Source organism: Streptomyces dioscori (assembly GCF_003024195.1).
GTDB lineage: Bacteria > Actinomycetota > Actinomycetes > Streptomycetales > Streptomycetaceae > Streptomyces > Streptomyces dioscori.
Genome location: NZ_KZ679042.1, coordinates 227,609 through 252,576 on the forward strand (window position 1 = coordinate 227,609; position 24,968 = coordinate 252,576).

The window sequence follows — 24,968 nt, forward strand, 5'->3', positions numbered from 1 at the left end:
GTGGGAGGACTCGGGGGCCCGAGCGTCAGGCCAGGCCTGCCGCGATGGCCCGGCGGACGGCGTCGGGGCGGTCCCGGATACCGGCCTTGGCGAACAGGTTGTTGATATGGGTCTTGACCGTGGCCTCGCTGATGAAGAGCTTCTCGGCGATGGCCCGGTTCGGCAGGCCCTGGCCGATGAAAGTGAGCACTTCGCGTTCGCGCGGGGTCAGGTCCGGCGGAAGTGCCTGGTCCGTGGCCGACGGACGGGCTCGGGCCGTGGCGAGGAGACGGTCCTGGACCTCGCGGTCGAGTACGGACTGTCCCGCGGCGGCGGCGCGGATCGCACGGACGATGTCCTGGCGTCCCGCGTTCTTCGTCAGGTAGCCGCGGGCACCGGCGCCCAGTGCGGCCAGGATCGACTCGTCGTCGGCGAAGGTGGTCAGCACGACCACGGCGACTCGGGGGTGCTCCTCGCTCAGTCGGCGGGTCGTCTCGATGCCGTCCATCACGGGCATGCGCAGGTCCATCAGGACGACGTCCACCGATGCGTCGGCCACGGCGGCGAGCACTTCGGTGCCGTCCGCCGCGGCGGCGACGACCTCGATGCCCTCGGACATGCCGAGCACCGCGGCGAGGGGCTCACGGACGGCGGCCTGGTCGTCGGCGACGATCACCTTCAACCGCTGCGGTTCGTCGGTAGAGTCGTTCATCCCGGGATCACTGCCTCCACCTGCCAGCCGCCTTGGTCGGGGCCCTCGGTGACCGGGCCCGCGGTAATGGTGCCACCCAGCAGGGCGACGCGCTCACGCATCCCGATCAGCCCCATTCCGCTGCCGACGCCCGGGGGCACCTCGGCGGTCGCGGGTCCGTTGCGGATCCTCAGCGTCGTCGACGCGGTGTCGAACGTCAGCTCCACGCCGGCGTCACCTCCCGGGGCGTGCCGGGCTGCGTTGGTCAGCGCCTCCTGGGCGATGCGCAGCAGGTTCTGGGTGACCTGGGGCGGCAGTTCACGGACGGTGCCGGTGACGGTGAGGGCGTCGCGCCGGCCGGAGGACTCGACCATCGCGCTCAGGCTGTCGAGCAGCGGAAGAGAGTCCTCCCGCAGGGCGTGCACCGTCCACTGGGCCTGCTTCAGGCTCTCCTTGACCATGCTGTGTGCCTTGTCGTTCGCCTCGCGGACCTTTTCCAGGTCGCCGGTGTCGATCAGGGCGTCCGCCAGTTCCAACTGCATGTTGATCCCGGCCAACGAGTGTGCCAGTACGTCGTGGACGTCCCGGGCGATGCGGCCGCGTTCGGTGAGGACGGCGGTACGGGCCTCGGCGCGGGCGGCCCGCTCGGCGGACTCGGCGGACGAGAGCATCGCCTCCATGGCGCGCTGTCTGCTGCGGCTGAGGATGCCCGCGACCACCGGAGCACCGATGGTGAGACCGAGGGTCCAGGGCAGTGCCTCATGGCCGGGGCCGAGGCGGAGGTACAGGACTCCGGTGCACAGGAGGCTGGTCAGAGCCGCGAGCGAGAGAGCCTGCTTCAGGGGGAGCCGGTAGCCGATGTGGCCGACGAGGAAGTAGGCGAACAGGTAGCCGGAGCCGGTGCGGCTGACCCCGATCAGGGCGGCGGCGGCCACGACACCCGCGGTCAGCCAGACGAACGCGACGCGCGGCGGAAACCTGGCCTCGGGAAGGTGCCGAGCCAGCAGGGCCACGGAGTTGACCACGAGCAGTGCGCCCACCACCAGACCACGGCCGCTGTAGTCCAACGGCCGGACGGTCACGAACGCGGCGGCCACCACCGCCAGGGTGATGGCCCACTGCAGCCGGGGATCCTGGCGGGGCACGGCCCGCGGGCCCGGCTCCCGGTCGGGGGCCGGCCCGGGGTGCGGGGCACTCACGGATGCGGACACGCCGCGACCATAGCCCACGGTCAGACGGTGCGGTCGAGGGCTGCGGCGGCGGGCCGCGGGCCCACGGGGAGCTGCGGCTCGCGGAGCGCCAGACGGCTCCTGACGAAGATCGTCGCCAGGCGCGTGACCACCTCGGTGAGCGCCATCAGCACGAACGCGGCGACCCAGGCCTCGCTGGTGGTGATGTCGTGGGTGGCGCTGAACCGGCCCACGTCGTCGGCGCCGCCGTGGTCGACCCACACCTGGAATCCCATGCGCGCACCCATGCCGAGCACCCACAGGACCGCCGATATGGCGCCTGCCTTGATGAAGAGGTGCCCGTCGACGCCACGGATCCGGGTGTAGACGCCACCCGCGACACCGAGCGCCGCGCCTGCGCCGACCAGCGCTCCGATCAGCACCAGGTCGTTGCCCGCGACGGGGACGGTGTGCAGGTACTGGGAGGCCACGAAGGCCACGATCCCCAGCGGGATCAGATAGGACCTGAGGTCCAGACGGCCTTCCCGCAACTGCCGGAAGACAACGAGCACGAGGGCGATATCGGTGATCCAGTCGGTGGTGGTCATGCCCTCAAGACTGACGTTTCCGGGCCTGGAACACCTGGACCCACGGGTGGAAGTACGGGTGGAGTTCGGGCTCGCGTCTCCTCCACCCGCGACAAGCGGTGCCCCCGCGGCCGTCCCCGCCCGGAGCGGCGAAGCGCGTCAGTCGTCCTGTTTCCACGAGCCGGTGGGGCGGCCGTCCGTGCAGCGCGCGCGGAGTTCGACCTTGCCCGCGGTGCCCTCGAACTTCACCTCGGCGTGTTCGTCGTCGGGGCCCGGGTCGGCGCTCTTCACTCCGTACCCCTGGGCGGGGGCCCATGAGAGCAGCCGTACGGTCGCCCCTTCGCACACGGCGATGGCCGTGCCGCCGGGAGTGGAGAGTGTCTTTCCTCCACCGGTCCCGCTCCCGGCGGCGGCGGTGGGCGTGGACGAGGAAGTCGGCGTGGAAGCCCCGGTGTCAGGAGTCGCGCTCGGTGTCGCGGTGGCCGGTCCCCCGCCGGGGCCGGACGGCGATGTGGCGCTCGCCGCGTCGAGTTGCTGCTCCACCTGCTCCGAGCTGAGCGTCCCGCCGTCGGAGGAACCGGTGATCCCGTCCCCGATGATCTCGACGGCGGCCAGGCCGGTGAGCGTGGCGGCCACGGCGGCGGCCGTCCAGCCGGCCAGGGCGAGGAACGTACGGGATGGCATGCGTACGACTATGCCCGGGCCGTCGATAAGGCGGGCGCCGGGGAACCCTAAGGGATGGTTAACAGCGCGGACCTGTCCGACTGCTCGGATAGCGTGCCTGCTGTGGTTCACCTCCTCATGGTCGAAGACGACCCGACGATACGGACGCCGTTGCTCCGCGCCCTGCGCGAGCGCGGTCACGCCGTCGCCGCCGCGCACACCGCGATGGGCGGACTGCAGACCGCGCTGGACGAGCGTCCCGATCTCGTGGTGCTCGACCTCGGTCTGCCCGACCTAGACGGCATCGAACTGCTGCGCATGCTGCGGGCGGTCAGTGCTGTCCCGGTGATCATCGCCACGGCCCGGGACGACGAGGCGGAGATCGTCCGGGGGCTCGACGCCGGCGCCGACGACTACGTGGTGAAGCCGTTCACCGCCGCCCAACTGGACGCCCGGATCAGGGCGGTGATGCGGCGCGGCACCAACTCCCGGGAGCCCGCCGCCGCCACCGTCGTGGGCGAACTGCGCATCGACCCGGGCACGCGCGAGGCGAGCCTCGCCGGCACCGTACTCGACCTCACACCCCGCGAGTTCGACCTCCTCCACCATCTCGCCGGCCGGGCGGGGCAGGTCGTCAGCAAGCGGGAACTGCTCACCGAGGTGTGGCGGGTGCCGTACGGAAGCGCCGACAAAACCGTGGACGTACACCTGTCCTGGCTGCGCCGGAAACTCGGCGAGAGCGCGCAGGAACCCCGCTACCTGCACACCGTACGAGGTGTCGGGGTCAGGCTGGCCGCGCCCACGGACCACGTATGAGACGCCGGCTGACCCTGCTCGTCGCGGCGACCATGTGCCTGGCGCTGCTCGCGTTCGTCGTGCCCCTGGCCCTGCTGCTGCGTACGGTCGCGCAGGACCGTGCCACCGTCTCCGCGAGCGCGGACGCGCAGAGTCTCGTCCCGCTGGTGGGGACCGCGGACCCGAAGACCCTGCGCTCCAGCGTCGAGCACGTGGCCGCCACGGCCCGGGGGCCGCTCACCGTCTTCCTCGCCGACGGGTCGGTCCTGGGGACCCCGGTGGCGCGGACCAGCGCAGTACGGCTCGCGGGCCTGGCCGGGGTCAGCCGGACCGTGGAGCGGGCCGACGGACGCGAGATCGTCGTGGCCGTGCTCGGCCGCCCGGACGGTACCGCGGTCATCCGCGCCTTCGTGCCCGCCGCCGAACTGACCCGTGGGGTCACACAGGCCTGGCTGGCACTCGCCGGTCTGGGCCTCGCACTCCTGCTGCTCGGCCTCCTCGTGGCCGACCGCCTCAGCCGCGCCCTGGTGAGCCCCATCTCGGATCTGTCCGCCGTGTCCCACCGGCTCGCACGGGCCGACCTCACGGCCCGCGCCCGCCCCGACGGGCCCCCGGAACTGCGCGAGGTGGCCGGCGCCCTCAACCATCTCGCCGACCGGATCCAGGAACTCCTGCGCGAGGAACGCGAACAGGTCGCGGACCTCTCCCACCGGCTCCGGGCGCCCCTCACCTCCCTGCGACTGGAGGCGGAGTCACTGACCGGAACCGACGCCACCCGGATCACCGCCCGCGTGGACGCCATGGAACGGGCCGTCACCGGCCTCATCAGCCAGGCCCGCCACCGCCCGGAGGCGGACGCGCACGCGCGGTGCGACGCGGCCCCGGCGCTCCGCGAGCGGGTGGCGTTCTGGACCGTACTGGCCGAGGACACCGGGCGGGCCGTCACCCTGGACGTCACGGCGGAGGGCCCACTGCCGGTCGGTGTCCCGGCGGACGAACTCGCCGCCGCCGTGGACGCGTTGCTGGGGAACGTGTTCGCCCACACCCCCGACGGGACCGCGTTCTCCGTCACCCTGTCACCCCGCCCCGGCGGTGGAGCCGTGCTCACGGTGGCGGATGACGGCCCCGGACTGTCCGCGGACCTGGCCCGGCGCGGCGCCAGCCTCGGCGGGTCGACCGGCCTGGGCCTGGACATCGCCCGCCGGGCCGCCCGGTCCAGCGGTGGCCACATGGCCTTGACGACCGGCCGGTCAGGGGGCGCCCACGTGACTCTGGAACTGGGCCCACCGACACCTCCCGCCTCCCCCGCACCTCCCCGATGACCGCCTTAGCGCGCTGTTAGCACTGCCGCAGCGCGGCCCTATCCCGGCCCGCGCGAACCTCTCCTCAACACCAGCACCAGCACTGGCACTGGCACTGGCACTGGCACCAGTTATTCACAGGAGGTTCGCCATGAAGCGCGCATCACTCGTCCTGCTCACGTCGGGAGCACTGGTCGCCGCGATCACCGGTACGGCGTTGGCGGGCGGGAGCGACGACGCGTCGCACTCCCGCACTGCGTCGTCGGCCTCGGCCACCGCATCACCCGGAGCGGCCTCCGACACACCGAGCGCGTCGCCGTCCTCGTCCCGGTCGGGGCCGGAGTCGGAGTCGGAGTCGAAGTCCGTGGCGTCGACCACGGCTCCGACAGCCGACGACGACACGGCCGGACCGGCCACGGCCACGGCGACGCCCATGCACCCGAGTTCGCCGACGGGCAGCCGTCGCGCCGAGCAGATCGCGCTCGCCCACATGGGCGGCGGAACCGTCACCGAGGTCGAGGCCGAGACGGAACACGGCCGCGCGGTGTGGAGCGTGAAGATCCTCAAGAACGGGAGCCGGTACGAGGTCCACGTCGACCGGGGCAGCGGCGAGATCACGCGGTCACGGACCAAGTCCGACGACGACCACGGTGGCGCCCAGGACGGCGGCCGTCACGGTCGCCATGGCAGCCACCACGACTGAGCCCGCCCCTGACGCGTCGGGGCCGTCTCGACGGCCCCGCCACGTGCGTGCGAGCGTGCGGGTGATGCCGGTGGCAATGGTCGTGGCCGGCACCCGGCCCGCGGCGATCAGCGTCGCCGCGAACCGCCGCCGCCAGGGATGCCTGCGTAGTCGCCCCAGTTCCTCGGAACAGGCTGGAACGGTCAGGCGCGCCGCGCGGGAAAGGCATGACAGGCGGGGGGTCGGCCGGGTTCACTGTTCGGGACACGAGTCCGGGGCGAGGGGCCCCGGGACCCGTGGGAGCACCTGCCTCAGGTGCCTGGGACGGCGGGCGCGGCACCTTGAGCGGCGGAGGAACCACCCGCCTCAGCGACGGGAGGTCGCCATGCCCACGCTCTACAAGCCTTTCCGAGGCAGCCATGGAATCAGCCGGGGTTTCACCGGGCGGGACTACCGCACTCAGCACACCGGGGTCGACTACCGCACCCCGAGGCGCACGCCCGTCCTCGCGTCCGCCGCCGGAGTGGTGGTGAGGTCCGTGGACCTGACGGTGTCGTACGGGCGGTACATCATCGTCGCCCACTCCGGCGGGGTGTTCACCCTCTATGCCCACCTGGACGAACGGCAGGCCGGCGAGGGTGTCCGTGTCGCGGCCGGCCAGCGGATCGGACTGTCGGGCAGTACGGGCAGGTCCACGGGTCCGCATCTGCACTTCGAGGTACGGAAGGGACGCAACAGCTCGGCAGCCACGGTGAATCCGGTGCCCCTGCTGAAAGGCAGTCCGCCGACGGCAACGGAGCTGACGGACCCGGCGGAGGTTCCGGAAACTCCGGAGGTTCCGGAGGTCCCGGAAGCCATCGGGACGGCTGTGCTCGCCGCGACCGAGGCCACGCAAGCCACCGGAGCCACCGGAGCCACCGACGAGCCGGACACCCGCGAGGCCGTCGAACCGGGTGAGGTCGACGACCCCGGCGAGGTCAGCGAGCCCGGCGTGGCACCTGACCGGTAGCGGGTGCCCTCCCCTTGCCGATCCCTTGCCCGATCCCCTGTCGATCCCTTGTCGATCCGCCTACCACCGTCCCCGGGCCGTCGCGGGGGTGCGGGCAGGCAGTTCGAGTCCGAGGTTCTCGCGCAGGGTGGTGCCGGTGTAGTCGGGGGCGACGATCTTCCGTTTGCGCAGTTCGTGGAGGAGGCCGTTGACGGCGAAGTCGTGCTGCTGCGGGTCCGCGAGGCCGCCCAGCGTGATCACGTCGAGAACACCTGCCCGGAACCGTTCCTCGACGGCGTCGGCGAGCTGCTCGGGCGTCCCCGCGGCGGCCCAGTGCCCGGTGTCCTGCGCGGCGATGACGAGTTGTCGCAGGGTGTAGCCCTGGCGCGCGTAGCCCGTGAAGATGTCGACGCGGCCCCGGCGGCGGTTCACCGAGGTGATGTCGGGCAGCAGGCTCTCCGGCAGCTTCGCGTCGAGCGGGATCTCGGAGAGGTCGACGCCGCCGCCGAGCATGTCGGCCACCTGGGCACGGCCGCGTTCGAAGTCGATCGACTCCCGCCTCTCGCGTACGAGCCGCTGTGCCTCCGCCTCGGTCGAGCCGTAGGTGGCGTGCAACGAGCTGAAGATCAGGGGCAGTCCGCCGGCCCGTCCGAACCGTTCGGCCTGGCTCCGGATCTTCCGGGTGAAGTCCACCGCGATGTCCAGGGTCGGCAGGGAGGTGAAGACGATCTCGGCGTACCGGGCGCCCAGCGCCTGCCCCGCCTCCGACTGGCCGGCCTGCATCTGTACCGGGCGCCGCTGCGGCAGCGGAGGGATGTTCAGCGGGCCCGCCACGGTGAAGAACGGGCCCGAGTGGTCGATCGGATGCACCCGGTCGCGGTGCAGCACAGCCTTGCCGTCCGCGCCGACGGTCAGCGCGTCTGGTTCCCAGCTGTCCCACAAAGCGTTGACCACCTCCAGGGCCTCCGCGGCGCGCGCGTAGCGCTCCTCGGGGCCGGGCAGGTCGCCGGGGCCGAAGTTCTCCTCTCCGATGGAGGAGGTGACCAGGTTCCAGGCGGCCCGTCCGTTGCTGACGTGGTCGAGGGTGCCGAACAGCCGGGCGAGGTTGTACGGATGGTGGAATGTCGTCGAGACCGTGGCGATCAGGCCGATCCGCGAGGTCACCTGGCTCAGCGCCGAGACGAAGACCAGCGGTTCCTGCGAGCCGATCGGGCCCTGGGCGCCGAAGCTGAGCAGGTCGGCGGTGAACAGGGCGTCGATCCTCGCGGCCTCGGCGAGTCTCGCCACGCGCACGGCGGTGTCCAGCGTCGACCGGGTCGGGTCGACGGCCAGGTCGTAGGTCTCGGACGTGCCGCCCGCTCCGGTCACGGTCTTCAGCGTCCTGGGGCGTTCTGCGCTCACGAATCGTCCATTCCCACCGGTCCGGCGGCGATGCCGATGCCGGTGTCGACGCTTGGGTCGACACCGACGGCGACACCGACACCAGCGCCGGTGACGTCTGAGGGCGGAGGAATTCCGGCGGCGCGCGTGGGCGTCGTCCGGACCTGCCGGACACACCGGATCGAACGCGACCGGGCGAGACTGCGGCAACACGCGATCCACACGGACACATGAGGGCGCGGGGCACGCGGGACACATGGGACATGCGTGCACGCGCGTTTGCCGGAGGAGGGCGGAGGAGGGAGAGAGCCGGAACCGAGGTCGGTCAGCCGAGGTCGGTCCCGGATGATGGGTCAGCTACAGAGCGCGCCATGCGTCCGGCACAGGTCCACGTGCCGACGCTTCGTCCAGACCGGCAGCGTCACCGCGCTGCGGACCGGCCTGACGTGTGACGCCCTCAAGGTGACTCCCGCGCTAGGTGGTTGCGCAATGAACGTACGTTGCGGGGGTGCGTCCTTGTCAAGGGTGCGCCCCCGCGCGCCGCACCCCGTACCCCGGCCCGCACCCCGGCGCCCCACCCCGACGTCCTCGACCGCCCAACTCCCCACGTTGCCAGCACATTTCGCGGAACGATCTTTCCGGGTAACCCCTCCCGCAACAGTCATCGGATGGCTAGTGTCCAGCCGTCCGCTTCACCATCGACCGTCCGCTTCTCCATCGACTCGATCAAGGACGCCCGTGCGACTGATGCATCCCGGCAGACACCGACTGCTGGCCATCGGAACGGCCCTCGTGGCGCTGACGGCAACCCCGTCCGCCGTCGCGGCCGACCTGGACCTGTCCACCCACACCGACAACGTTGCCATATCCGGCGGTGCGGCCACCGCCGCAGGGGCCGAAGCCCGCGGCAAGAGCCACACCGTCACACTGCTGACAGGTGATCAGGTCACCGTCACGCCGGGTGGCGCCGGTCCCGACACCGTCTCCGTGCAGGGGCCGGACGGTCTGCGTGCCGACGCGCGGATCACCCGGCAGGGCGACGACACGTATGTGTACCCGTCGTCCGCCGACACCTATGTCGGCTCCGGTCTGCTCGACCCCGAACTCTTCAACGTGACCCGTCTGTTGGCCGAAGGGTACGGGGACACCCACGCCGACGGTCTGCCTCTCATCGTCAGTTACGCCTCCGCCGCCCGGCGCAAGTCGGATGCGACGTCGTTGCCCGAAGGAGCCACCGGGGCAAGGGCGTTGAGCAGCATCAACAGCACCGCGCTCGTCCAGGACCGTAGCCGGGCGGCAGCCTTCTGGAGCGACCTCACCACGCCCGCGGCCAAGACCGCGACCACGGCCACGACCACGAGCGCCGCCGAAAGCGCCCCGAAGTTGGCCGGCGGCATCCGGAAGGTGTGGCTCGACGGCAAGGTCGAGGCCGAACTCGCGGACAGCACCGCGCAGATCGGCGCGCCCGAGGTCTGGGCGAAGGGCAACACCGGTGCGGGTGTCGACGTCGCCGTCCTGGACACCGGCTACGACACCGGGCATCCGGACCTGAAGGACGTCGTCGACTCGTCGGAGAGCTTCGTACCCGGCGAGGACGTCACGGACCGCAACGGACACGGCACCCACGTGGCGTCGACCATCGCCGGCAGCGGCGCCGCCTCGGAGGGCGGCGTCGAGAGGGGGGTCACGCCGGGCGCGAGGCTGCACGTGGGGAAGGTTCTGAGCGACGCGGGCAACGGTTACGACTCCTGGATCATCAGCGGCATGGAGTGGGCGGCCCGTGACGCCAAGGCCAAGGTCGTGAGCATGAGTCTCGGCTCCAACGGCCCCTCCGACGGCAGTGACCCGATGAGTCAGGCCGTGAACCGTCTCAGCGCCGAGACCGGCACCCTGTTCGCCGTCGCGGCGGGCAACGCCGGACCGTACGACCACACTGTCGCCGCTCCCGGCGCCGCGGACGCCGCGCTCACCGTGGGCGCCGTCGACGCGGACGACACCGTGGCGGAGTTCTCCAGCCGCGGTCCCCGGCTGCGGGACGACGCCCTGAAGCCCGAGATCACCGCGCCGGGCGTCGGCATCCTGGCGGCGCGTTCGCAGTACACGTCGGGGACCGGCTCGTACACGGCGAAAAGCGGTACGTCCATGGCGACACCGCATGTGGCCGGTGCGGCCGCGCTGGTCGCCGCCGCGCATCCCGGCTGGACCGGCTCCGAGATCAAGGACGCGCTGGTCAGCAGGTCGAAGGCCACGCCGGACAACCCGGCCGACGCGGGCGGCAACGGCCGGGTCGACACGGTCGCCGCCACCGAGGGCACGCTGTTCGCCACCGGCACGATCGACGCCGGTATCCACACCACCAGCGAGCCGGGCGAGACCGTCGAGAAGACGGTCACGTGGCGCAACGACGGCGCCGAGCCGGTCACGGTCGACCTGTCCGTGGCCGCCACGGAGACGGCGCCCGCCGGTCTGTTCACCGTCGCCGACAAGCAGCTCGTCGTTCCCGCGGGCGGTTCCGCGTCGACGACCGTGACCACCCACCTCGACCGTGCCGCGAGCGAACAGCGCTACACGGCGCAGCTGACCGCCGAGGCCTCGGGCAGGACGCTGACCAGGTCGCTCCTCGGGGTCAGCACGTACGAGGAACCCTTCCATCTGCGTGTCCATGTGACCGACCGCGCCGGTGCTCCGAGCCCCTCGCTCGTCTTCGTCAACTGGCAGCGGCAGGGCGACGAGTACAGCCAGTCCGCCAACGCGGCCGGCGGCGCCCTCGACGCTCTCGTACGGCCCGGTACCTACACGGTCTGGGTCTGGGCGCCGGTCGAGGGAACGCACGGCGAGTCGTCGCGGGGCCTGGCGCTGCTGAGCGCGCCCACCGTGGAGGTGCGCGGCGACACCGACGTCACGCTCGACGGAACGCGTCTGGTGCAGACCCGTGTGGTGACACCGAGGGCGAGCACGGACAGCGATGTCCGGGTCGACTTCCACCGCACCTTCGGTGACGACTCGCCTCCGGTCGTCGACTCCTGGACGGTCGGCAGCGGGTACGACAGCCTGTGGGCCCTGCCGACCGCGAAGCCCGCCTCGGGCGAACTGACCTACACGGCCCGCTGGCGGATGCAGCAGCCCCTCGTCAGCCTGACCTCCGGAAAGCAGGACTTCGACGACCTGTGGGTCCAGCCCGGATCCGCCGACCCGGCCGAGGGCGACCGCACGCTGCGTGCCGTCCACGCGGGTGCCGGTCTGACGGAGGACTACGAGGGCCTGGACGCCCGGGGCAGGATCGCCGTGGTGAACTACCTCCCGGAGGACGAGGAGGAGGACGGCGGGGACGACAGGGACCTCGCGGTCGGCAAGGCAGCGGCAGCGGCCGCCGACCAGGTGCAGTCCGCCGAAAAGGCCGGCGTCGCGCTGCTGGTGATCGTCAACGACGTCGACGGCAGGCTCCGCGAGCCCGTCCGCAAGACCCCGCTCACCGTCGTGGGCCTGTCCCGCACCGAGGGCACGGCACTGATCGACCGCATCAAGGCGAGCCCGGACGGTTCCGTCGCGATGCGCACGGTCACCCACGCGAAGACGGGCTACCTGTACGACCTCGTGCGTTCCTGGCACGGCACGATCCCCACGAAGCCGACGTACGCGCCGACCGAGCGGCAGCTCGCCCGCGTCGACGTCGACTTCCGCAACGATCCGGCGAAGGAGGTCGACGAGTTCCGCTACGACATCCAGCCCTACCTCGGCGTGAAGATCGGCATGCAGCGGCTGTCCCACTCCGGGGCGCGGCGCACCGACTGGGTGACCTCCGACCGTGAGGTCCGCTGGATGGAGGAGGCGACGACGGCCTTCGCGACGCAGAAGTCCGGCGTGCTCACCTACCCGGCCGGGCGGAGCACGTACGTGCAGTGGTTCGGGCCCGTGCAGCGGCCCCGGGTCAACGTCAGCGAGACGCTGCCGCGGCGCACCGGCGACACCGTCGAGGCGTACGTGCCGGGTTGGGGTGACGGTACGAACGGTCATGTGAGCACGTACGGAACCGGTACCACCTCGCAGCGGACCGAGCTGTACCGGGGCGACACCCTGGTCGCGGGCGGCGACGGCTACTCCGTGGAGGGCCAGGTACCGGCGGCCAGGGCCGGTTACCGCCTGGTGACCACGACGGAGCGCACCGAGGGGTTCCCGTACTCGACCTCCACCCGTACCGAGTGGGGCTTCGTTTCGGGAACTCCCAAGAAGGGCGAGAGCGGTCTGCTGCCGCTGGTGCAGCTCGACTACCTGATCCCGACCGCGGCCGACGGTACGGCCGAGCGGACCGCGTCCGTGCTGGTCACGGCCTCGCATGTGCCGGGGGTCTCCGTCGCCGCGGCCCGGGTCGACAGGGTCGAGGTGTCGTACGACGACGGGCGGAGCTGGCAGCGGGCCTCGCTGTCCACGTCGGCCGAGGGCGCGCTCGCCCATCTCGCCGCTCCGCGGAAGGCCGAGTTCCTCTCGGTGCGGGTCCATGCGTCCGATGCGCGGGGGAACTCCGTCGTGCAGACGATCGTGCGGGTGGTGGGGGTCGGCTGACCTCAGCCGACCGCTTACGGGGTTGCTGCGGCGCCTGATTCCTGGGCGCCGCGGTGGCCCCCTGGGGCGCGGGGTCCTCCGGCGTAGGCCGCCCTCCGGGGCGCGGGGATCCGACGTGCGGCGGCTGCCGGTCGGCGGTGGCTGAGCGCGCCGTTCCCCGCGCCCCTTCCGGGCACTCGTCCCCGGCCGCCCGGAAGAGCCCCCCGGGGCACGGACATCCGACCTGTGGCGGCTGCCGTCGGCGGTGGCTGAGCGCGCCGTTCCCCGCGCCCCTTCCGGGCACTCGTCCCCGGCCGCCCGGAAGAGCCCCCCGGGGCACGGGCATCCGACCTGTAGCGGCTGCCGGTCGGCCGTGGCTGAGCGCGCAGTTCCCCGCGCCCCTTCGGGGCACTCCTCCCTCCCTGGGTCTTGACCGCACGCGGAACCCCCCCCTAAAGTCCTCGCACTTCCGCAGGTACATCGATTAACCACTCGTTAACCGCCTTGGTTGGAGACACCCCGCTGTGCGCTCACCGCTGACTCGGCGCGGCTTCCTCGCCGCCGGTTCCGGCCTCACCGCCGCGACCGCCCTGCCCGCTCTGTCCGGCTGTTCCGCGCTGGCCGCGGCGGACTCCGATCCCGACACGCTCGTCGTCCACAGCCAGCTGGGCACCACCGCGCCGGGATCGCCCACCTATCTGGACTCCCTGGACCGCTTCCGCAAGGAGAACCCGGGGCTCAAGGTCAAGAACCTCGTCAACGGCGACGACCTCGCCCAGGTCTACGAGACCTCCCGGCTGGCCCGTAAGGAGCCGGACGTCGTGATGGTCAACCTCTACGACAAGACCCTGGCCTGGACGGACGTCGGCGCCACGGTCGACGTGAAGGACTACCTGGACGACTGGGGGCTGCGCGAGCGGGTGCTGCCCGTGGCCCTGGACGCCTGGACCGACGGCAAGGGCAGGCTGCGGGCCTTTCCCTACTTCGCCACGAACTGGCCGGTCGCCTACAACCGCTCGCTCCTCGACAAGGCGGGCGTGGACGAGATCCCGGTGACCGGCGACCAGCTGATCGCCGCGGCCCGCAAGCTGCGGGCCAAGGGCATCGGCCCCGTCACCACCGGCGGCAACGACTGGACCGGGCAGAAGCTCCTCGCCCAGGTCATCCAGACCTTCCTCAGCGAGGACGAGGCCCGGCACGTCTACTCCACCGGAGACTTCAGCGGCAGCAGGGGCGCGAAGGAGGGCATCGAGTACTTCGTGGCGCTGCGGGACGCCGGGGTGTTCGTCGACAAGGCGCAGGGGCTGACCTCCGACCTCATGACCACGCAGTACAACACCCAGTCCGCCGCCATCCAGTCGGCGATGTCGTCGGCGCTCGCGAAGGTGCCCGAGCCCGTCGCCCGTCACACGGAGGTGGGTGGCTGGCCGCTCGCGGAGGGTGCCGCGCACAAACTGCCGACGATCCTGCGGACGTACACGCTGATCGGGTTCTGGATCAGTCCGAACGGTACGAAGAAGATCGACGCCGTCGAGAAGTTCCTCCGGTTCATGTACCGCCCCGAGACCGTGTCCCGGTTCATCAAGGAAAGCGGCCGTGACATGGCACTGCGCTCCAGCACGGTCAGTACGGACTTTCCGCTGGTCGCGGCGGCCCAACGGCTGGGGGACGACGTCAGCCAGGTCCTGCTGCCCGATGTGTACGTGCCGCCCGCGGCGACCCAACCGCTGATCACCGCGACCAGTACGTCCTTCACCCGGGGCATCGGCGCCGCCAGGGTCCGCGCCTCGCTCGAAGCCGCGTACCGCTCCGCATGAGCCTCGCCCCGGCCCCTCCCCCGTGTCCCCCGCGTCCCTCGCCCCAGTCCATCGGAGTCACCGCATGACGACGTTGACGCCCACACCGGGCGACACCACGGTCCGCCGCCCCGGCCCGCCGTCCGCCACCGCGGGACGGCGCCCGCGCCGGCAGGGCGGCACCGTCCTCGCCGTGCCGGCCCTGATCTGGTACCTGGTCTTCATGGTCGGGCCGATGGTCGCGATCTTCGTGGTCGCGGCCCTGCACTGGCCCGGCATGCTGCAGCCGGTGTCGTTCGCCGGCCTCGGCAACGTGCGTACGGTCATGGACGACCCGGTCTTCTGGGACGCGGTGCGCAACACCGCCGTCCAGCTCGCCGCCGCCCTGCCGATCATGATCGTGTGCGCGTACATGCTGGGCTACTACGTGGCGCAGAAGCCGCCCGGGCACCGGGTCATCCGCTATCTGCTCTTCATCCCGGGGCTCATCTCGACCCCGGCGAAGGCCATGGTCTTCTACGCCGCTCTCTCCCCGGACGGGCTGGCCAACGGCGCCCTGGAGTCCGTGGGTCTCGGCTCGCTGACGGACGCGTGGCTGGCCTCGCCGTCCACCGCGCTGGCCTGCCTGATCGCGCTGGACGTGTGGGCGGGAATCGGCTTCACGGCCGTCCTGTTCGCGGCCCGGCTCGGCAGCGTGCCCGACGAACTCGGCGAGGCCGCGCAGCTCGACGGCGCCGGGCACTGGCGCACGATGTGGCTCATCCACTTCCCCGTCATCCGCGACTACGTCGGTGTCGTGACGATGCTGCAGTTCCTGTGGACGCTCTTCGGGTCCGCCCAGCACGTCCTCCTGCTCACCCAGGGCGGACCGGGCAGTTCGTCCACCACCCTGTCGTTCCTCGTCTACCAGAAGGCGTTCATCGCGGCCGACCTGGGCTACAGCCAGACCGTCGGCGTCATCCTCTTCCTCGCCGGGCTCGTCGGACTGCTCACCATCCGCCGCGCATTCCGCCAGAACTACTGATCGGAGCCGCTCACCATGAAGCTCGGCAAGCGCTGGCTGCCCGCGCACATCCTGGTGTGGTCCTACGCGGTCCTGCTGATCGTGCCGCTGTACTACTTCCTCGCCTCCGCCTTCAAGACGAACGACGAGATCTTCGCGCACCCCTTCGCCCTGCCCACCTCGTTCGGGTTCGGCAACTTCCGTACCGCCTTCGACAGCGCCGACCTGGGACTCGCCGTCGTCAACTCGACGCTGGTGACGGTCCTGGCCCTCGTACTGACCCTGGGGCTGGCGCTGCCCGCCGCGTTCGCGCTCGCCCGGTCCACCGGCCGGCTCGCGTCGGTCATGGAGAAGGTCTTCTCGCTCGGCTTCCTCATCCCCACCTTCGCCGCGCTCTTCCCGACGTTCCTGCTGGCCGCGGCGACGGGCCTGTTCCACACCCGTACGTTCATGGTGCTGTTCCTGCCCGCGACCGCGATGCCGCTGTCCGTCGTGATCCTGGTGCAGTTCATGCGGACCATCCCCAAGGAGATGGAGGAGGCCGCGCGCATGGACGGCGCGTCCACGTTCGCGGTCCTGCGGCACGTGTACATCCCGATGTGCATGCCCGGCATCGCGACGGTCCTGCTGCTGAACTTCCTGACCTTCTGGAACGAGTACCTGTACTCGCTCGTGATCATCGGGCCCGATCCCGCCCAGCGCACGGTCCAGGTCGCCCTGCCCACCCTGAAGTCGATCACCGGCACCGACTACGGCGTCCTCACCGCGGGCACGGTCCTGACCCTCGTACCGGTGTGGGTCGTCTACACCGTGCTGCAGAAGCGCATGCAGCAGGCGCTCGTCAGCGGGGCGGTGAAGATGTGAGCACGTCGACCGAAGAGTCCGGTACGCCGGACAGGGCAGGGCGGCGGCCCACCATCAAGGCCGTCGCGGCGGCCGCCGGTGTGTCGACCGCCGCCGTCTCCCAGGCCTTCAACGACAAGGGGCGGCTGTCCTCGACGACCCGCCGCCGCATCCTGGACACCGCGCTGGAACTGGGCTGGTCGCCGAGCGCGCCCGCCGCCGCCCTGCGCAGCGCCCGCACGCGCACATTGGCCTTGGTCGTCCGGCGCCCCACCGACGTGCTCGGCGCTGACCCCCATTTCAGCGAGCTGATCACCGGTATAGAGGGCGAACTCGCCCCGCGCGGTTACGGGTTGCTGCTGCACCTGGTCGCGGGCGCGCAGGAGGAGAACGTCCTCTACGAGCGGCTGGCCGCCGAGGGCCGGGTGGACGGCGCGGTACTCACCGACGCGCGTGCCGTCGATCCCCGCCCCGCGCTGCTGGCCCGCCTCGGCCTGCCCGCGGTGCTGCTCGGCGCTCCCGACCGCGCGGCGGCCGTGCCGAGCGTCGGCCTCGGACAGCAGGGCGCCGGCGTCGAGGAGGTCGTCGCCCACCTGCTGAAACTGGGCCACCGGCGTATCGCCTATGTGGCGGGTCCCGAGGAGTTGCAGCACACCAGGCTGCGGCACGGCGCCTTCGACACGGCCCTGCGGGAGGCGGGGGTGCGGCCGGTCGCCGTGCTGCACACCGACTTCTCGGAGGTGTCGGCCGTCGCCGCGACGGTCGCGCTCCTCGACACCGCCGACCGCCCCACGGCCATCGTCTACGCCAACGACTCGATGGCCGTCTGCGGCATGGGCGCCGCCCAGCGCGCGGGCCTGCGCGTGCCCAAGGACCTCTCGGTCGTCGGCTACGACAACCTGCCGCTCGGCCGTTGGCTCCATCCGCGGCTGACCACCGTCGACCAGCAGGTGCAGCGGGTCGGCGCGGCTGCCGCGCGGGTCCTGCTCGCCCGGTGCGGCGAGGACGTCGAGGCCGAGCGGCTCGACGACCGGCCCCGCCTGGTCGTACGCGAGTCGACCGGCCCGGCGCCGCGAAGACCCGCCCCCTGACCCGGCCCCGGCCCCGGCCCCGGCCCCGGTGTGCCGTACGCCCGCACCTGCCACCGCACCACCGATCGATCCGAGAAGGACCATGCGACGCCACAGCGCCCACCTGACCCACGACTCCGCCGTACTGCCCTGGCTCGGCGCCAACTTCTGGTCCCGCACCGGCGGTCCCCTGATGTGGCGCGACTACGACCCCAAGACGGTCCGCGAGGAACTGGAAGTGCTGCGCGAGCACGGTCTGACCATGACGCGCTCCTTCTTCTACTGGCCCGACTTCCACCCCGAGCCGCACCGGATCGACGAGACCCTGTGCGAGCGGTTCGCGGACTTCCTCGACGCCCACACCGAGGCGGGCATGGGCACGGTCCCCACCTTCATCGTCGGACACATGTCCGGCGAGAACTGGGACCCCGTCTGGCGCGGCGGGCGTGACCTGTACGAGGACGTGTGGATGGTCGGCCGCCAGGCCTGGTTCGCCTCGCAGATGACCCGCCGCTTCAAGGACCACCCCGCGGTCACCGGCTGGCTCATCACCAACGAGATGCCGGGCTACGGCCGCGTCTACCAGGAGAACCCGCCCTCCTCCGACGTCGTCACCGCCTGGGCGCAGGCCATGTGCAACGCCGTACGGGCCGCCGGCGGCACCCAGCCCGTCTCCCTCGGGGACGGCGCCTGGGGCATCGAGGTGACCGGCCGCGACAACGGCTTCTCACTCCGCGACACCGCCGAGTACGTCGACTTCGTGGGCCCGCACGTCTACCGCTCGGACACGGACCGGCCCCGCCAGCACTACCGGGCCGCCTTCGAGTGCGAGCTGGCCTCGGTGACACAACAGCCCGTCGTGCTTGAGGAGTTCGGCCTCTCCACCGACACCGTGTCCGCCGAGAACGCCGGGATCTACTACCGGCAGACCCTGCACAACAGCCTGCTCGGCGGCGCCACCGGCTGGATCGCCTGGAACAACACCGACTACGACGACCTGTGGGACCGCTCGCCGTACGACCACCACCCCTTCGAGATGCACTTCGGCATCACGGACAGCGAGGGAGCACCGAAAGCTCCGCTGCTCGAACTCGCCGCCTTCGCCGACGTGTTGGAGGCGGTGGACTTCCCACGCTGCCGCCGGGCCGACACCGACGCCGCCCTGGTCGTGCCCGCGTTCCTGGAGCGCGGCTACCCCTACAGCAGGCCCGCCGACCGACCGCTGATCTTCACCTCGCTGCACCAGGCGTACGTCGCCGCCCGCGCCGCCGACCTGCCCGCCGGACTGGTCCGCGAGGCCGACCACCTCCCCGGCCACGCCAAGCTCTATCTCCTGCCCGCCACAAGGCAGTTGACCGCCCGCACCCGGCGCGAACTGGCCCGCCGCGCTGAGGAGGGGGCGACGGTCTACCTGTCGTTCTGCTCCGGTGAACACCCCGGCACGCGCGGACCGTGGTTCGACGACCTCGACGGCCTGTTCGGGGTCGAGCTGCAACTGTCGTACGGGGTGGCCGAGCCCATCACCGACGACGTGCTGGAGATGACCTTCACCGAGGACTTCGGCCCGCTCGCGGCCGGGGAGACCCTCACCTTCCCGGTGGCGGGCAACGAGGACAGCCGCGCCTATCTGCCGGTGGTCCCGCGCGACGCCCGGGTGGTCGCCGTCGACGGGCACGGCCGCCCCGCCCTCCTCGTGCGCGAGACGGGAAGCGGACGCACGGTCCTCGCGACCTACCCGCTGGAGCACATGGCCGCCCGCACCGCCCGGGTCAACCCCGAGCAGACCCACCGTCTGTACGCGGCGCTCGCCGACCTCGCGGGCGCCGACCGCCCGGTGACCGTCGACAGCCCCTTCGTGGGCGCCGACCTGCTCGTGCACGAGGACGGACGGCGCTTCGTGTGGCTGGTCAGCCAGTCCGCCGAGGAACTGACCGTACGCCCGCGGGCGGTCGGCACCCTGCACGACGTGACGTCCGGCGAGCAGGTGACGGACGTGCGGCTCGCCCCGTACGGGGTCGTCGTCCTGGAGCTGACATGACCGGCCACGTCTACCGGGACCCGGACGCGCCGGTCGAGGACCGGGTCCGGGACCTGCTGGGCCGCATGACCCTTCAGGAGAAGGTGGGCCAGGTCAACCAGCGTCTCTACGGCTGGGACGCCTACGAGCGGACGGCGTCCGGCGAATACCGGCTCACCGACGCCTTCCGGACCGAGGTCGCCGACGGTGACGGCATGGGCGCCCTTTACGGGCTCCAGCGCGCCGACCCCTGGTCGGGGGTCGGGTTCGCGGACGGCATCACGGCGGCCGACGGCGCCCGCGTCTCGGACGACGTGCAGCGGCATGTCGTCGAGAACACCCGCCTGGGTGTCCCGGTGCTGTTCGTGGAGGAGGTACCGCACGGCCACCAGGCCCTCGACGGCACCCTCCTGCCGGTGAACCTCGGCGTGGGCGCCACCTGGGACCCGGACCTGTACGAGGCAGCCGCCGAGGCCGCGGGCGCCGAACTACGGGCCCGCGGGGGCCATGTGGCACTCGTGTCGGCCCTCGACCTGGTGCGCGACCCGCGCTGGGGCCGCGCCGAGGAATGCTTCGGCGAGGACCCGTATCTGGCGGCCCGGTTCACGGAGGCGCTGGTACGCGGCATGCGCAGGGCGGACACCGCTGTCGTCCTCAAACACTTCGCAGGACAGGGCGCGACGATCGGCGGACGCAACAGCGCGGCCACCGAACTCGGGCCCAGGGAACTCCACGAGATCCACCTCGCGGCGGCACGCGCGGGCGTCCGGGCCGGTGCGGCCGGGGTGATGGCCGCGTACAACGAACTCGACGGCCTGCCCTGTGTCGCGAACCGGCCCCTGCTCACCGGGCTGCTGCGCGAGCAATGGGACTACGACGGGATCGTCATGGCGGACGGCGGTGCCATCGACCGGCTGGTCCGTCTCACCGGTGACCCGGTGGCAGCGGGAGCCATGGCATTGTCAGCGGGCTGCGACCTCAGCCTGTGGGACGCCTGCTTCCCGCGGCTGGCCGAAGCCGTCACCCGTGGGCTCGTTCCCGAGGCCACGCTCGACACCGCCGTCGCCCGCGTCCTCACGCTCAAGTTCCGGCTCGGCCTCTTCGAGCGGCCGTACGCGTCCGGGCGCCCCGCTCATGAAACGCCCAATCCCGTCCGGGAGTTGAGCGAGCGGATCGCCAGAGCCTCCGTCGTCCTGCTCGAACACGACGGAGACACCCTGCCGTTGGGCCCGGCCGCTCGGCGGATCGCCGTCCTCGGGCCCGACGCCGACTCCGTACCGCACCAGATCGGGGACTACACCGCGCCCCAGCGGCCCGGGACCGGCGTCACCGTGCTGCAAGGCATCCGCGAAGCCGCCCCCGACGGCGTCGAGGTCACCCATGCCGCCGGGTGCGCGCTGACGGGCGCCGACCTGTCCGCGCTCCCCGAAGCGGTCGCCCTGGCCGCCGCGTCCGAGGTGGCCGTGCTGGTACTGGGCGGTTCCAGCGCCCGCGACGGTGAGACGACGTTCGACGACAACGGGGCCGCGCAGGTCGGTTCCGCCACGCCGAGTGGCATGACCTGCGGCGAGGGCGTCGACCTGGCCGAACTCTCACTGCCCGTCGCACAGTTGCGGCTCATCGACGCCGTGGCCGACACGGGTACACCGGTCGTCGTGGTTCTGGTCCAGGGGCGCCCGCACGCGCTGCCGGACCTCTCCCGCACCGCGGGCGCCGTACTGAGCGCCTGGTATCCGGGGCCGTGGGGTGGACGCGCGGTCGCCGACGTCCTCTTCGGCCGGGCGGAGCCGGAGGGACGGCTCCCCGTGTCGGTGCCGCGCTCGGCGGGCCAGCTGCCCGTCTTCTACAACGGCAAGGACCACCGCTACCGGGGATACGTCGATCAACCGGCCTCCGCCCGACACCCGTTCGGCCACGGCCTGTCGTACACGACGGTGTCCTACGGCGAGCCGAAGCTGTCACGTACGTCCGTGTCCCTGGACGCACCCGCGCTGACGTGCGCGGTCACCGTCACGAACACGGGACGGCGACCGGTGCGCGAGACCGTGCAGTTGTATGTGCGGCGACTGTCGGGCGGCTCCTCATGGCCCAGGACGAGAGAGCTGCGCGGGTTCACCCGGGTCCGGCTCGCCCCGGGCGAGAGCGCGGAAGCCGTGTTCGACGTCGACGCGGACATGCTCGGTTCGGTGACGCGCGACCTCACCGTGGGGGTCGAGGCGGGCGAACTCCTGCTGGAGACCGGCCCGTCGTCGGACAGGACCAGTGGGACACCTCTCACGGTCGGGCCATGAGCTGCCGGCGCACGCGGTACGTGCCTACTCCACGCCTGCCGTGACGTCACCGTTGACGGTGGTGAGCGTCATGCTGCGGTCGTCGTCCTCGTCACCGGTGGGGACGGTGACCGAGGGGCGGCCGTTGTCGGTGGTCGCCGCGATCCGGTAGGCGGGCGCGTCGTGCGGCAGCACGACCCGGACCGAGCCGTTGGTGGTGCGGGCGCCGACGCCGCCCGGCGAAGTGGCGCAGTCGAGCGTCACGTCACCGTTCACCGTCTCGGCGTGCAGGTCGTCGGCGCGCAGGGTGCCCGCGCGTACGGATCCGTTGCGGGTCTCCAGCCGGACGGCGGCGTCCTTCCGGCCGGACCTGGTCACGGTGACGTCGCCGTTGACGGTCGTGAGGTCCAGGGCGGCCGAGACACCGGCCACGTCGATACCGGCGTTACGGGCGGAGACGGTGACGGACGTGCCCTCCGGGACGTTCACTTCCGGCATGCGGTCGCACTCCTGACCGGATCCCCGGCCCGCCTCCTGGCCCGACTCCCGGCCGTCGTCGTCCCGCTTCGGGCACGACAGGTCGAGCACCCAGGTGTCGTCCCGGTGGGACCACTCGTGCCGGATGTGGCCTCCGACGCCGACCCGGTCACCGTCGGCGGGGCGCAGCCGCACCCCGTTGTCGGTGGTGATCACCAGGTCGGCGCCCCGGGCCACGGTGGGCTGGGCCGCGGCTCCCCAGGCGCCCTCGTCGTCGTTCCCGTCGTGGCCTCCGCCGCACGCCGCGACGAGGGGGACCATCGCCATCAGGGCGACCAGGCTCCGTGCGCGCGTCGTTGTCGTTGCGTCCATGCCCGGTCGGTTTCCCCCTGCCCGCGCATCCATGACTCCTGGCGCGCCGCCGAACCGGGGTGTGTCAGGCCACCGCCTCGGCGGCCGCCCCCGCCCGGTCCGCCTCCCCGACGACATGGCGGCGCCGGCCGGGCAGGCCGAGGGTCGGGTTGGCGACGCCCCAGACCGCGCCCTTGCAGACCAACTCCTTGTAGACGGCGGCAAGTCGGCCGGTCAGGGCCGCGTCGACGGCCCGGTCGTCGGCGGTGACGTACTGGATCAGGCCCTCCTTGCGGCCCAGCGAGACGCACTGGTTGTAGTACCGAACCGCCGACTTCCGGAGCTTTCCGCCGGTCAGGCGTGCCGCGATGGTGTCGGCGGCCAGCCACGCGGCGGGGGTGCCCGAGGCGCACGACATCCGCAGCGGCTTGTCGCCGGGGCCCATCGCCATGGCCGCGTCGCCGACGACGTACACCTCCGGGTGGGAGTGCGAGCGCATCGTCCCGTCGACCACGATCTGGCCGGTGCCGGTGGTCTCCAGGGTGGTGGCCCGTGCGATCGGGTGGACCGCGAAGCCGGTCGTCCACACGGTGACCGCGGCGGGGATCGCCCCGCCGTCGGCGGTGGTGATCCGGTCTGCCTCGACTCCGGTAACCGCCGCGTTCTCGTGCACGGTGATGCCGAGGTTGCCGACGACCTTGCGCAGGTGCGCGCGGCCCTTGTCCGAGAGCCGGTCGCCGAGGCCGCCGCGGGCGACGAGGGCGACGGCGAGGTCCGGGCGGCTCTCGGCCAGCTCCGTCGCGGCCTCCACGCCGGTGAGACCGGCGCCGACGACGGCCACGAACTGTCCGGCCTCCAGAGCGGCCAGCCGCTCGCGCAGCCGGAGTGCTCCTGGCCTGCTCGCGATCTCGTGGGCGTGCTCGGCGGTACCGGTGACGCCCTGGTCGTTCCAGCCGCTGCCGAGGGCGTACACGAGGGTGTCGTACGGCAGTTGTTCGGTGCCGGCGGGCTCACCGGGGCCTGCGTTCGCCGGGACGACCGCGACCGTCTTCCGATCGACGTCGACGCCGGTGACCTTCGCGATCCTCAGCTCGACGCCGGTGCCCTCGAACATCTCGCTCAAGGGGCGCGGTGTGAGGTCCTGGCCGACCGCGAGCTGGTGCATCCGGACGCGTTCGACGAAGTCGGGCTCGGCGTTGACGAGGGTGATGGCGACCTCGTCGCGGTGCAGCCGCCTGGCGAGGCGGCCGGCCGCGATGGCTCCGGTGTATCCGGCGCCGAGAACGATGATGCGGTGCTGCATGGCGGTGACTCCTGTCTGGGCGGGTCCGGCCCGTGTCGAGCGCGGTTACGGCCCTTGAACCGGACAGCACGCCGATCCCTGACAGGTACACCGTGTGAAGCAGCTCACATCGGTGTCAGAAGGCGTGGAACAGCGGTTCCCCATGGTCGGCCGCCGCCCACAGCCCGGTCGCCCGCTCCAGCTTGTCGGGGTTGGCCTGGCTGCGGAACGCGGCGATGCCCTCGGCGGTGACCTCCACGCACGTGATGCCGACGACCCTGCCCTCGACGACGGCGACGACGGCGAGGCCGCCGTTCACCGTCGTCAGGTGGATCTCGGCCGACCCGCCGATCAGGGCACGCTTGGCCGGTGCCGGCTTGAACAGGCCCCGCATGAACCTCGCGACCGCGAGGGCGCCCGCGACCGGTGTGGTCCGGGCCGGGATCTTCCCGCCGCCGTCGCCGATCGAGACGACGTCACCGGTGAGCAGCCGTACGAGGGGCTCGGTCCTTCCGGTGGTGGCGGCCGACAGGAACTCCTCGACGATCCGCCGGGCGGCGGCCCCGTCGATCTCGGCGCGGGCCCTGCCGTCGGCGATGTGCCGCTTGGCACGGTGGAAGAGCTGCTGGCTGGCCGCCTCGCCGATGCCGAGGATCTCGGCGATCTCCCGGTGCGGGTAGTCGAAGGCCTCCCGCAGCACGTACACGGCCCGCTCGTTGGGAGACAGCCGCTCCATGAGGGTCAGGACCGCGTACGAGAGCGACTCGCGCTGCTCGGCGGTGCCCGCGGGGCCGAGCATCGGGTCGCCGTCGAGCAGCGGCTCGGGAAGCCACTGGCCGACGTACCGCTCACGCCGTACGCGGGCCGAGGTGAGCTGGTTGAGGCACAGGTTCGTGAGCACCTTCGTCAGCCAGGCCTCCAGGACCTCGATGCGCCCGGTGTCGGCGGCCTGCCACCGCAGGAACGTCTCCTGTACGACGTCCTCGGCCTCGCTCGCCGACCCCAGGAGGCGGTAGGCGATGGCTTCCAGACGAGGCCTCAGCGTCTCGAACCGGTCCACGTCTTCCAGGGTCAGCGGCATGACC

At 71.9% G+C, this 24,968-nt stretch carries 20 protein-coding genes; 11 read left to right on the forward strand and 9 right to left on the reverse strand.

The window, feature by feature from the left end:
* Positions 1-25 precede the first annotated feature (25 nt).
* The 4 genes from C6Y14_RS14945 to C6Y14_RS14960 all read right to left on the reverse strand — a co-directional run bounded on the left by C6Y14_RS14945 (position 26) and on the right by C6Y14_RS14960 (position 3,110).
* A complete protein-coding gene (locus C6Y14_RS14945) occupies positions 26-691 on the reverse strand; it encodes a response regulator (protein WP_107017142.1) in 666 nt (221 codons plus the stop codon).
* Positions 688-1,899, reverse strand: coding sequence for a sensor histidine kinase (locus C6Y14_RS14950; protein WP_107017143.1), 1,212 nt, complete (start codon positions 1,897-1,899; stop codon positions 688-690). The genes C6Y14_RS14945 and C6Y14_RS14950 overlap by 4 nt, the downstream gene beginning before the upstream one ends.
* A gap of 2 nt (positions 1,900-1,901) precedes the next feature.
* A complete protein-coding gene (locus C6Y14_RS14955; RefSeq protein WP_107017144.1) occupies positions 1,902-2,447 on the reverse strand; it encodes a hypothetical protein in 546 nt (181 codons plus the stop codon).
* Positions 2,448-2,585: 138 nt separating this feature from the next.
* A complete protein-coding gene (locus C6Y14_RS14960; protein ID WP_107017145.1) occupies positions 2,586-3,110 on the reverse strand; it encodes a septum formation initiator in 525 nt (174 codons plus the stop codon).
* 102 nt (positions 3,111-3,212) lie between these two features.
* Between C6Y14_RS14960 and C6Y14_RS14965 the strand changes: the two genes are divergently transcribed.
* A complete protein-coding gene (locus C6Y14_RS14965; protein WP_107017146.1) occupies positions 3,213-3,905 on the forward strand; it encodes a response regulator transcription factor in 693 nt (230 codons plus the stop codon).
* The gene (locus C6Y14_RS14970) at positions 3,902-5,206 is read left to right on the forward strand and encodes a sensor histidine kinase (protein WP_107017147.1); all 1,305 of its coding nucleotides are present in this window, start codon (positions 3,902-3,904) and stop codon (positions 5,204-5,206) included. The genes C6Y14_RS14965 and C6Y14_RS14970 overlap by 4 nt, the downstream gene beginning before the upstream one ends.
* A 114-nt stretch (positions 5,207-5,320) precedes the next feature.
* Here C6Y14_RS14970 and C6Y14_RS44100 read toward each other — a convergent pair whose 3' ends face one another.
* Entirely contained in the window at positions 5,321-5,620 is a 300-nt protein-coding gene (locus C6Y14_RS44100; protein WP_159074254.1) for a hypothetical protein, read from the reverse strand.
* Between C6Y14_RS44100 and C6Y14_RS44105 the strand changes: the two genes are divergently transcribed.
* Together C6Y14_RS44105 and C6Y14_RS45700 are read left to right on the forward strand one after the other, a co-directional pair.
* Positions 5,619-5,888 carry a PepSY domain-containing protein gene (locus C6Y14_RS44105; protein ID WP_159074255.1) on the forward strand — a complete coding sequence of 90 codons (270 nt, stop codon included), beginning with the start codon at positions 5,619-5,621 and terminating at the stop codon, positions 5,886-5,888. The two genes, C6Y14_RS44100 and C6Y14_RS44105, sit on opposite strands and share 2 nt — an antisense overlap.
* Before the next feature lie 364 nt (positions 5,889-6,252).
* Entirely contained in the window at positions 6,253-6,876 is a 624-nt protein-coding gene (locus C6Y14_RS45700; protein ID WP_159074256.1) for a M23 family metallopeptidase, read from the forward strand.
* Between the two features lie 60 nt (positions 6,877-6,936).
* Here C6Y14_RS45700 and C6Y14_RS14985 read toward each other — a convergent pair whose 3' ends face one another.
* Positions 6,937-8,256 carry an NtaA/DmoA family FMN-dependent monooxygenase gene (locus C6Y14_RS14985; protein WP_107017150.1) on the reverse strand — a complete coding sequence of 440 codons (1,320 nt, stop codon included), beginning with the start codon at positions 8,254-8,256 and terminating at the stop codon, positions 6,937-6,939.
* 726 nt (positions 8,257-8,982) lie between these two features.
* Between C6Y14_RS14985 and C6Y14_RS14990 the strand changes: the two genes are divergently transcribed.
* From C6Y14_RS14990 to C6Y14_RS15020, 7 genes are all read left to right on the forward strand, one after another.
* Complete coding sequence (locus tag C6Y14_RS14990; protein ID WP_225891088.1) at positions 8,983-12,795, forward strand: S8 family peptidase; 3,813 nt, start codon at positions 8,983-8,985, stop codon at positions 12,793-12,795.
* 503 nt (positions 12,796-13,298) lie between these two features.
* The gene (locus C6Y14_RS14995; RefSeq protein WP_107017151.1) at positions 13,299-14,591 is read left to right on the forward strand and encodes an ABC transporter substrate-binding protein; all 1,293 of its coding nucleotides are present in this window, start codon (positions 13,299-13,301) and stop codon (positions 14,589-14,591) included.
* Between the two features lie 64 nt (positions 14,592-14,655).
* Positions 14,656-15,594 (forward strand): carbohydrate ABC transporter permease, encoded by a 939-nt coding sequence (locus tag C6Y14_RS15000; protein WP_107017152.1) that lies wholly within the window; start codon positions 14,656-14,658, stop codon positions 15,592-15,594.
* 15 nt (positions 15,595-15,609) lie between these two features.
* On the forward strand, positions 15,610-16,437 hold the full coding sequence (locus C6Y14_RS15005) for a carbohydrate ABC transporter permease (RefSeq protein WP_107017153.1): 828 nt from the start codon (positions 15,610-15,612) through the stop codon (positions 16,435-16,437).
* A complete protein-coding gene (locus C6Y14_RS15010; RefSeq protein ID WP_107017154.1) occupies positions 16,434-17,507 on the forward strand; it encodes a LacI family DNA-binding transcriptional regulator in 1,074 nt (357 codons plus the stop codon). The genes C6Y14_RS15005 and C6Y14_RS15010 overlap by 4 nt, the downstream gene beginning before the upstream one ends.
* A gap of 82 nt (positions 17,508-17,589) precedes the next feature.
* Positions 17,590-19,524 (forward strand): glycoside hydrolase 5 family protein, encoded by a 1,935-nt coding sequence (locus C6Y14_RS15015; protein ID WP_107017155.1) that lies wholly within the window; start codon positions 17,590-17,592, stop codon positions 19,522-19,524.
* A complete protein-coding gene (locus C6Y14_RS15020) occupies positions 19,521-21,794 on the forward strand; it encodes a glycoside hydrolase family 3 N-terminal domain-containing protein (RefSeq protein WP_107017156.1) in 2,274 nt (757 codons plus the stop codon). Before C6Y14_RS15015 ends, C6Y14_RS15020 begins: the two co-directional genes overlap by 4 nt.
* Before the next feature lie 24 nt (positions 21,795-21,818).
* On the opposite strand, the gene C6Y14_RS15025 is transcribed toward C6Y14_RS15020, so the two are convergent.
* The 3 genes from C6Y14_RS15025 to sigJ form a co-directional block, all read right to left on the reverse strand.
* Positions 21,819-22,622, reverse strand: coding sequence for a DUF4097 family beta strand repeat-containing protein (locus C6Y14_RS15025; RefSeq protein WP_107017157.1), 804 nt, complete (start codon positions 22,620-22,622; stop codon positions 21,819-21,821).
* 64 nt (positions 22,623-22,686) lie between these two features.
* Positions 22,687-23,904, reverse strand: a complete 1,218-nt coding sequence (locus tag C6Y14_RS15030) for an NAD(P)/FAD-dependent oxidoreductase (RefSeq protein WP_107017158.1) — start codon at positions 23,902-23,904, stop codon at positions 22,687-22,689.
* A 115-nt stretch (positions 23,905-24,019) separates the two neighbouring features.
* The gene (gene sigJ, locus C6Y14_RS15035; protein ID WP_107017159.1) at positions 24,020-24,964 is read right to left on the reverse strand and encodes an RNA polymerase sigma factor SigJ; all 945 of its coding nucleotides are present in this window, start codon (positions 24,962-24,964) and stop codon (positions 24,020-24,022) included.
* Positions 24,965-24,968 lie beyond the last annotated feature (4 nt).

What these genes read in the sequence shown, in the direction of transcription:
- C6Y14_RS15015 (WP_107017155.1), top strand. Translation starts at nt 17,590, where the DNA reads ATGCGACGCCACAGCGCCCACCTGACCCACGACTCCGCCGTACTGCCC.
- C6Y14_RS14960 (WP_107017145.1), bottom strand. Translation starts at nt 3,110, where the DNA reads ATGCCATCCCGTACGTTCCTCGCCCTGGCCGGCTGGACGGCCGCCGCC.
- C6Y14_RS15005 (WP_107017153.1), top strand. Translation starts at nt 15,610, where the DNA reads ATGAAGCTCGGCAAGCGCTGGCTGCCCGCGCACATCCTGGTGTGGTCC.
- C6Y14_RS14990 (WP_225891088.1), top strand. Translation starts at nt 8,983, where the DNA reads ATGCATCCCGGCAGACACCGACTGCTGGCCATCGGAACGGCCCTCGTG.
- C6Y14_RS14970 (WP_107017147.1), top strand. Translation starts at nt 3,902, where the DNA reads ATGAGACGCCGGCTGACCCTGCTCGTCGCGGCGACCATGTGCCTGGCG.
- C6Y14_RS14945 (WP_107017142.1), bottom strand. Translation starts at nt 691, where the DNA reads ATGAACGACTCTACCGACGAACCGCAGCGGTTGAAGGTGATCGTCGCC.
- C6Y14_RS15030 (WP_107017158.1), bottom strand. Translation starts at nt 23,904, where the DNA reads ATGCAGCACCGCATCATCGTTCTCGGCGCCGGATACACCGGAGCCATC.
- C6Y14_RS44100 (WP_159074254.1), bottom strand. Translation starts at nt 5,620, where the DNA reads ATGGGCGTCGCCGTGGCCGTGGCCGGTCCGGCCGTGTCGTCGTCGGCT.
- C6Y14_RS45700 (WP_159074256.1), top strand. Translation starts at nt 6,253, where the DNA reads ATGCCCACGCTCTACAAGCCTTTCCGAGGCAGCCATGGAATCAGCCGG.
- C6Y14_RS15000 (WP_107017152.1), top strand. Translation starts at nt 14,656, where the DNA reads ATGACGACGTTGACGCCCACACCGGGCGACACCACGGTCCGCCGCCCC.
- C6Y14_RS14955 (WP_107017144.1), bottom strand. Translation starts at nt 2,447, where the DNA reads ATGACCACCACCGACTGGATCACCGATATCGCCCTCGTGCTCGTTGTC.
- C6Y14_RS15025 (WP_107017157.1), bottom strand. Translation starts at nt 22,622, where the DNA reads ATGGACGCAACGACAACGACGCGCGCACGGAGCCTGGTCGCCCTGATG.
- C6Y14_RS44105 (WP_159074255.1), top strand. Translation starts at nt 5,619, where the DNA reads ATGCACCCGAGTTCGCCGACGGGCAGCCGTCGCGCCGAGCAGATCGCG.
- sigJ (WP_107017159.1), bottom strand. Translation starts at nt 24,964, where the DNA reads ATGCCGCTGACCCTGGAAGACGTGGACCGGTTCGAGACGCTGAGGCCT.
- C6Y14_RS15020 (WP_107017156.1), top strand. Translation starts at nt 19,521, where the DNA reads ATGACCGGCCACGTCTACCGGGACCCGGACGCGCCGGTCGAGGACCGG.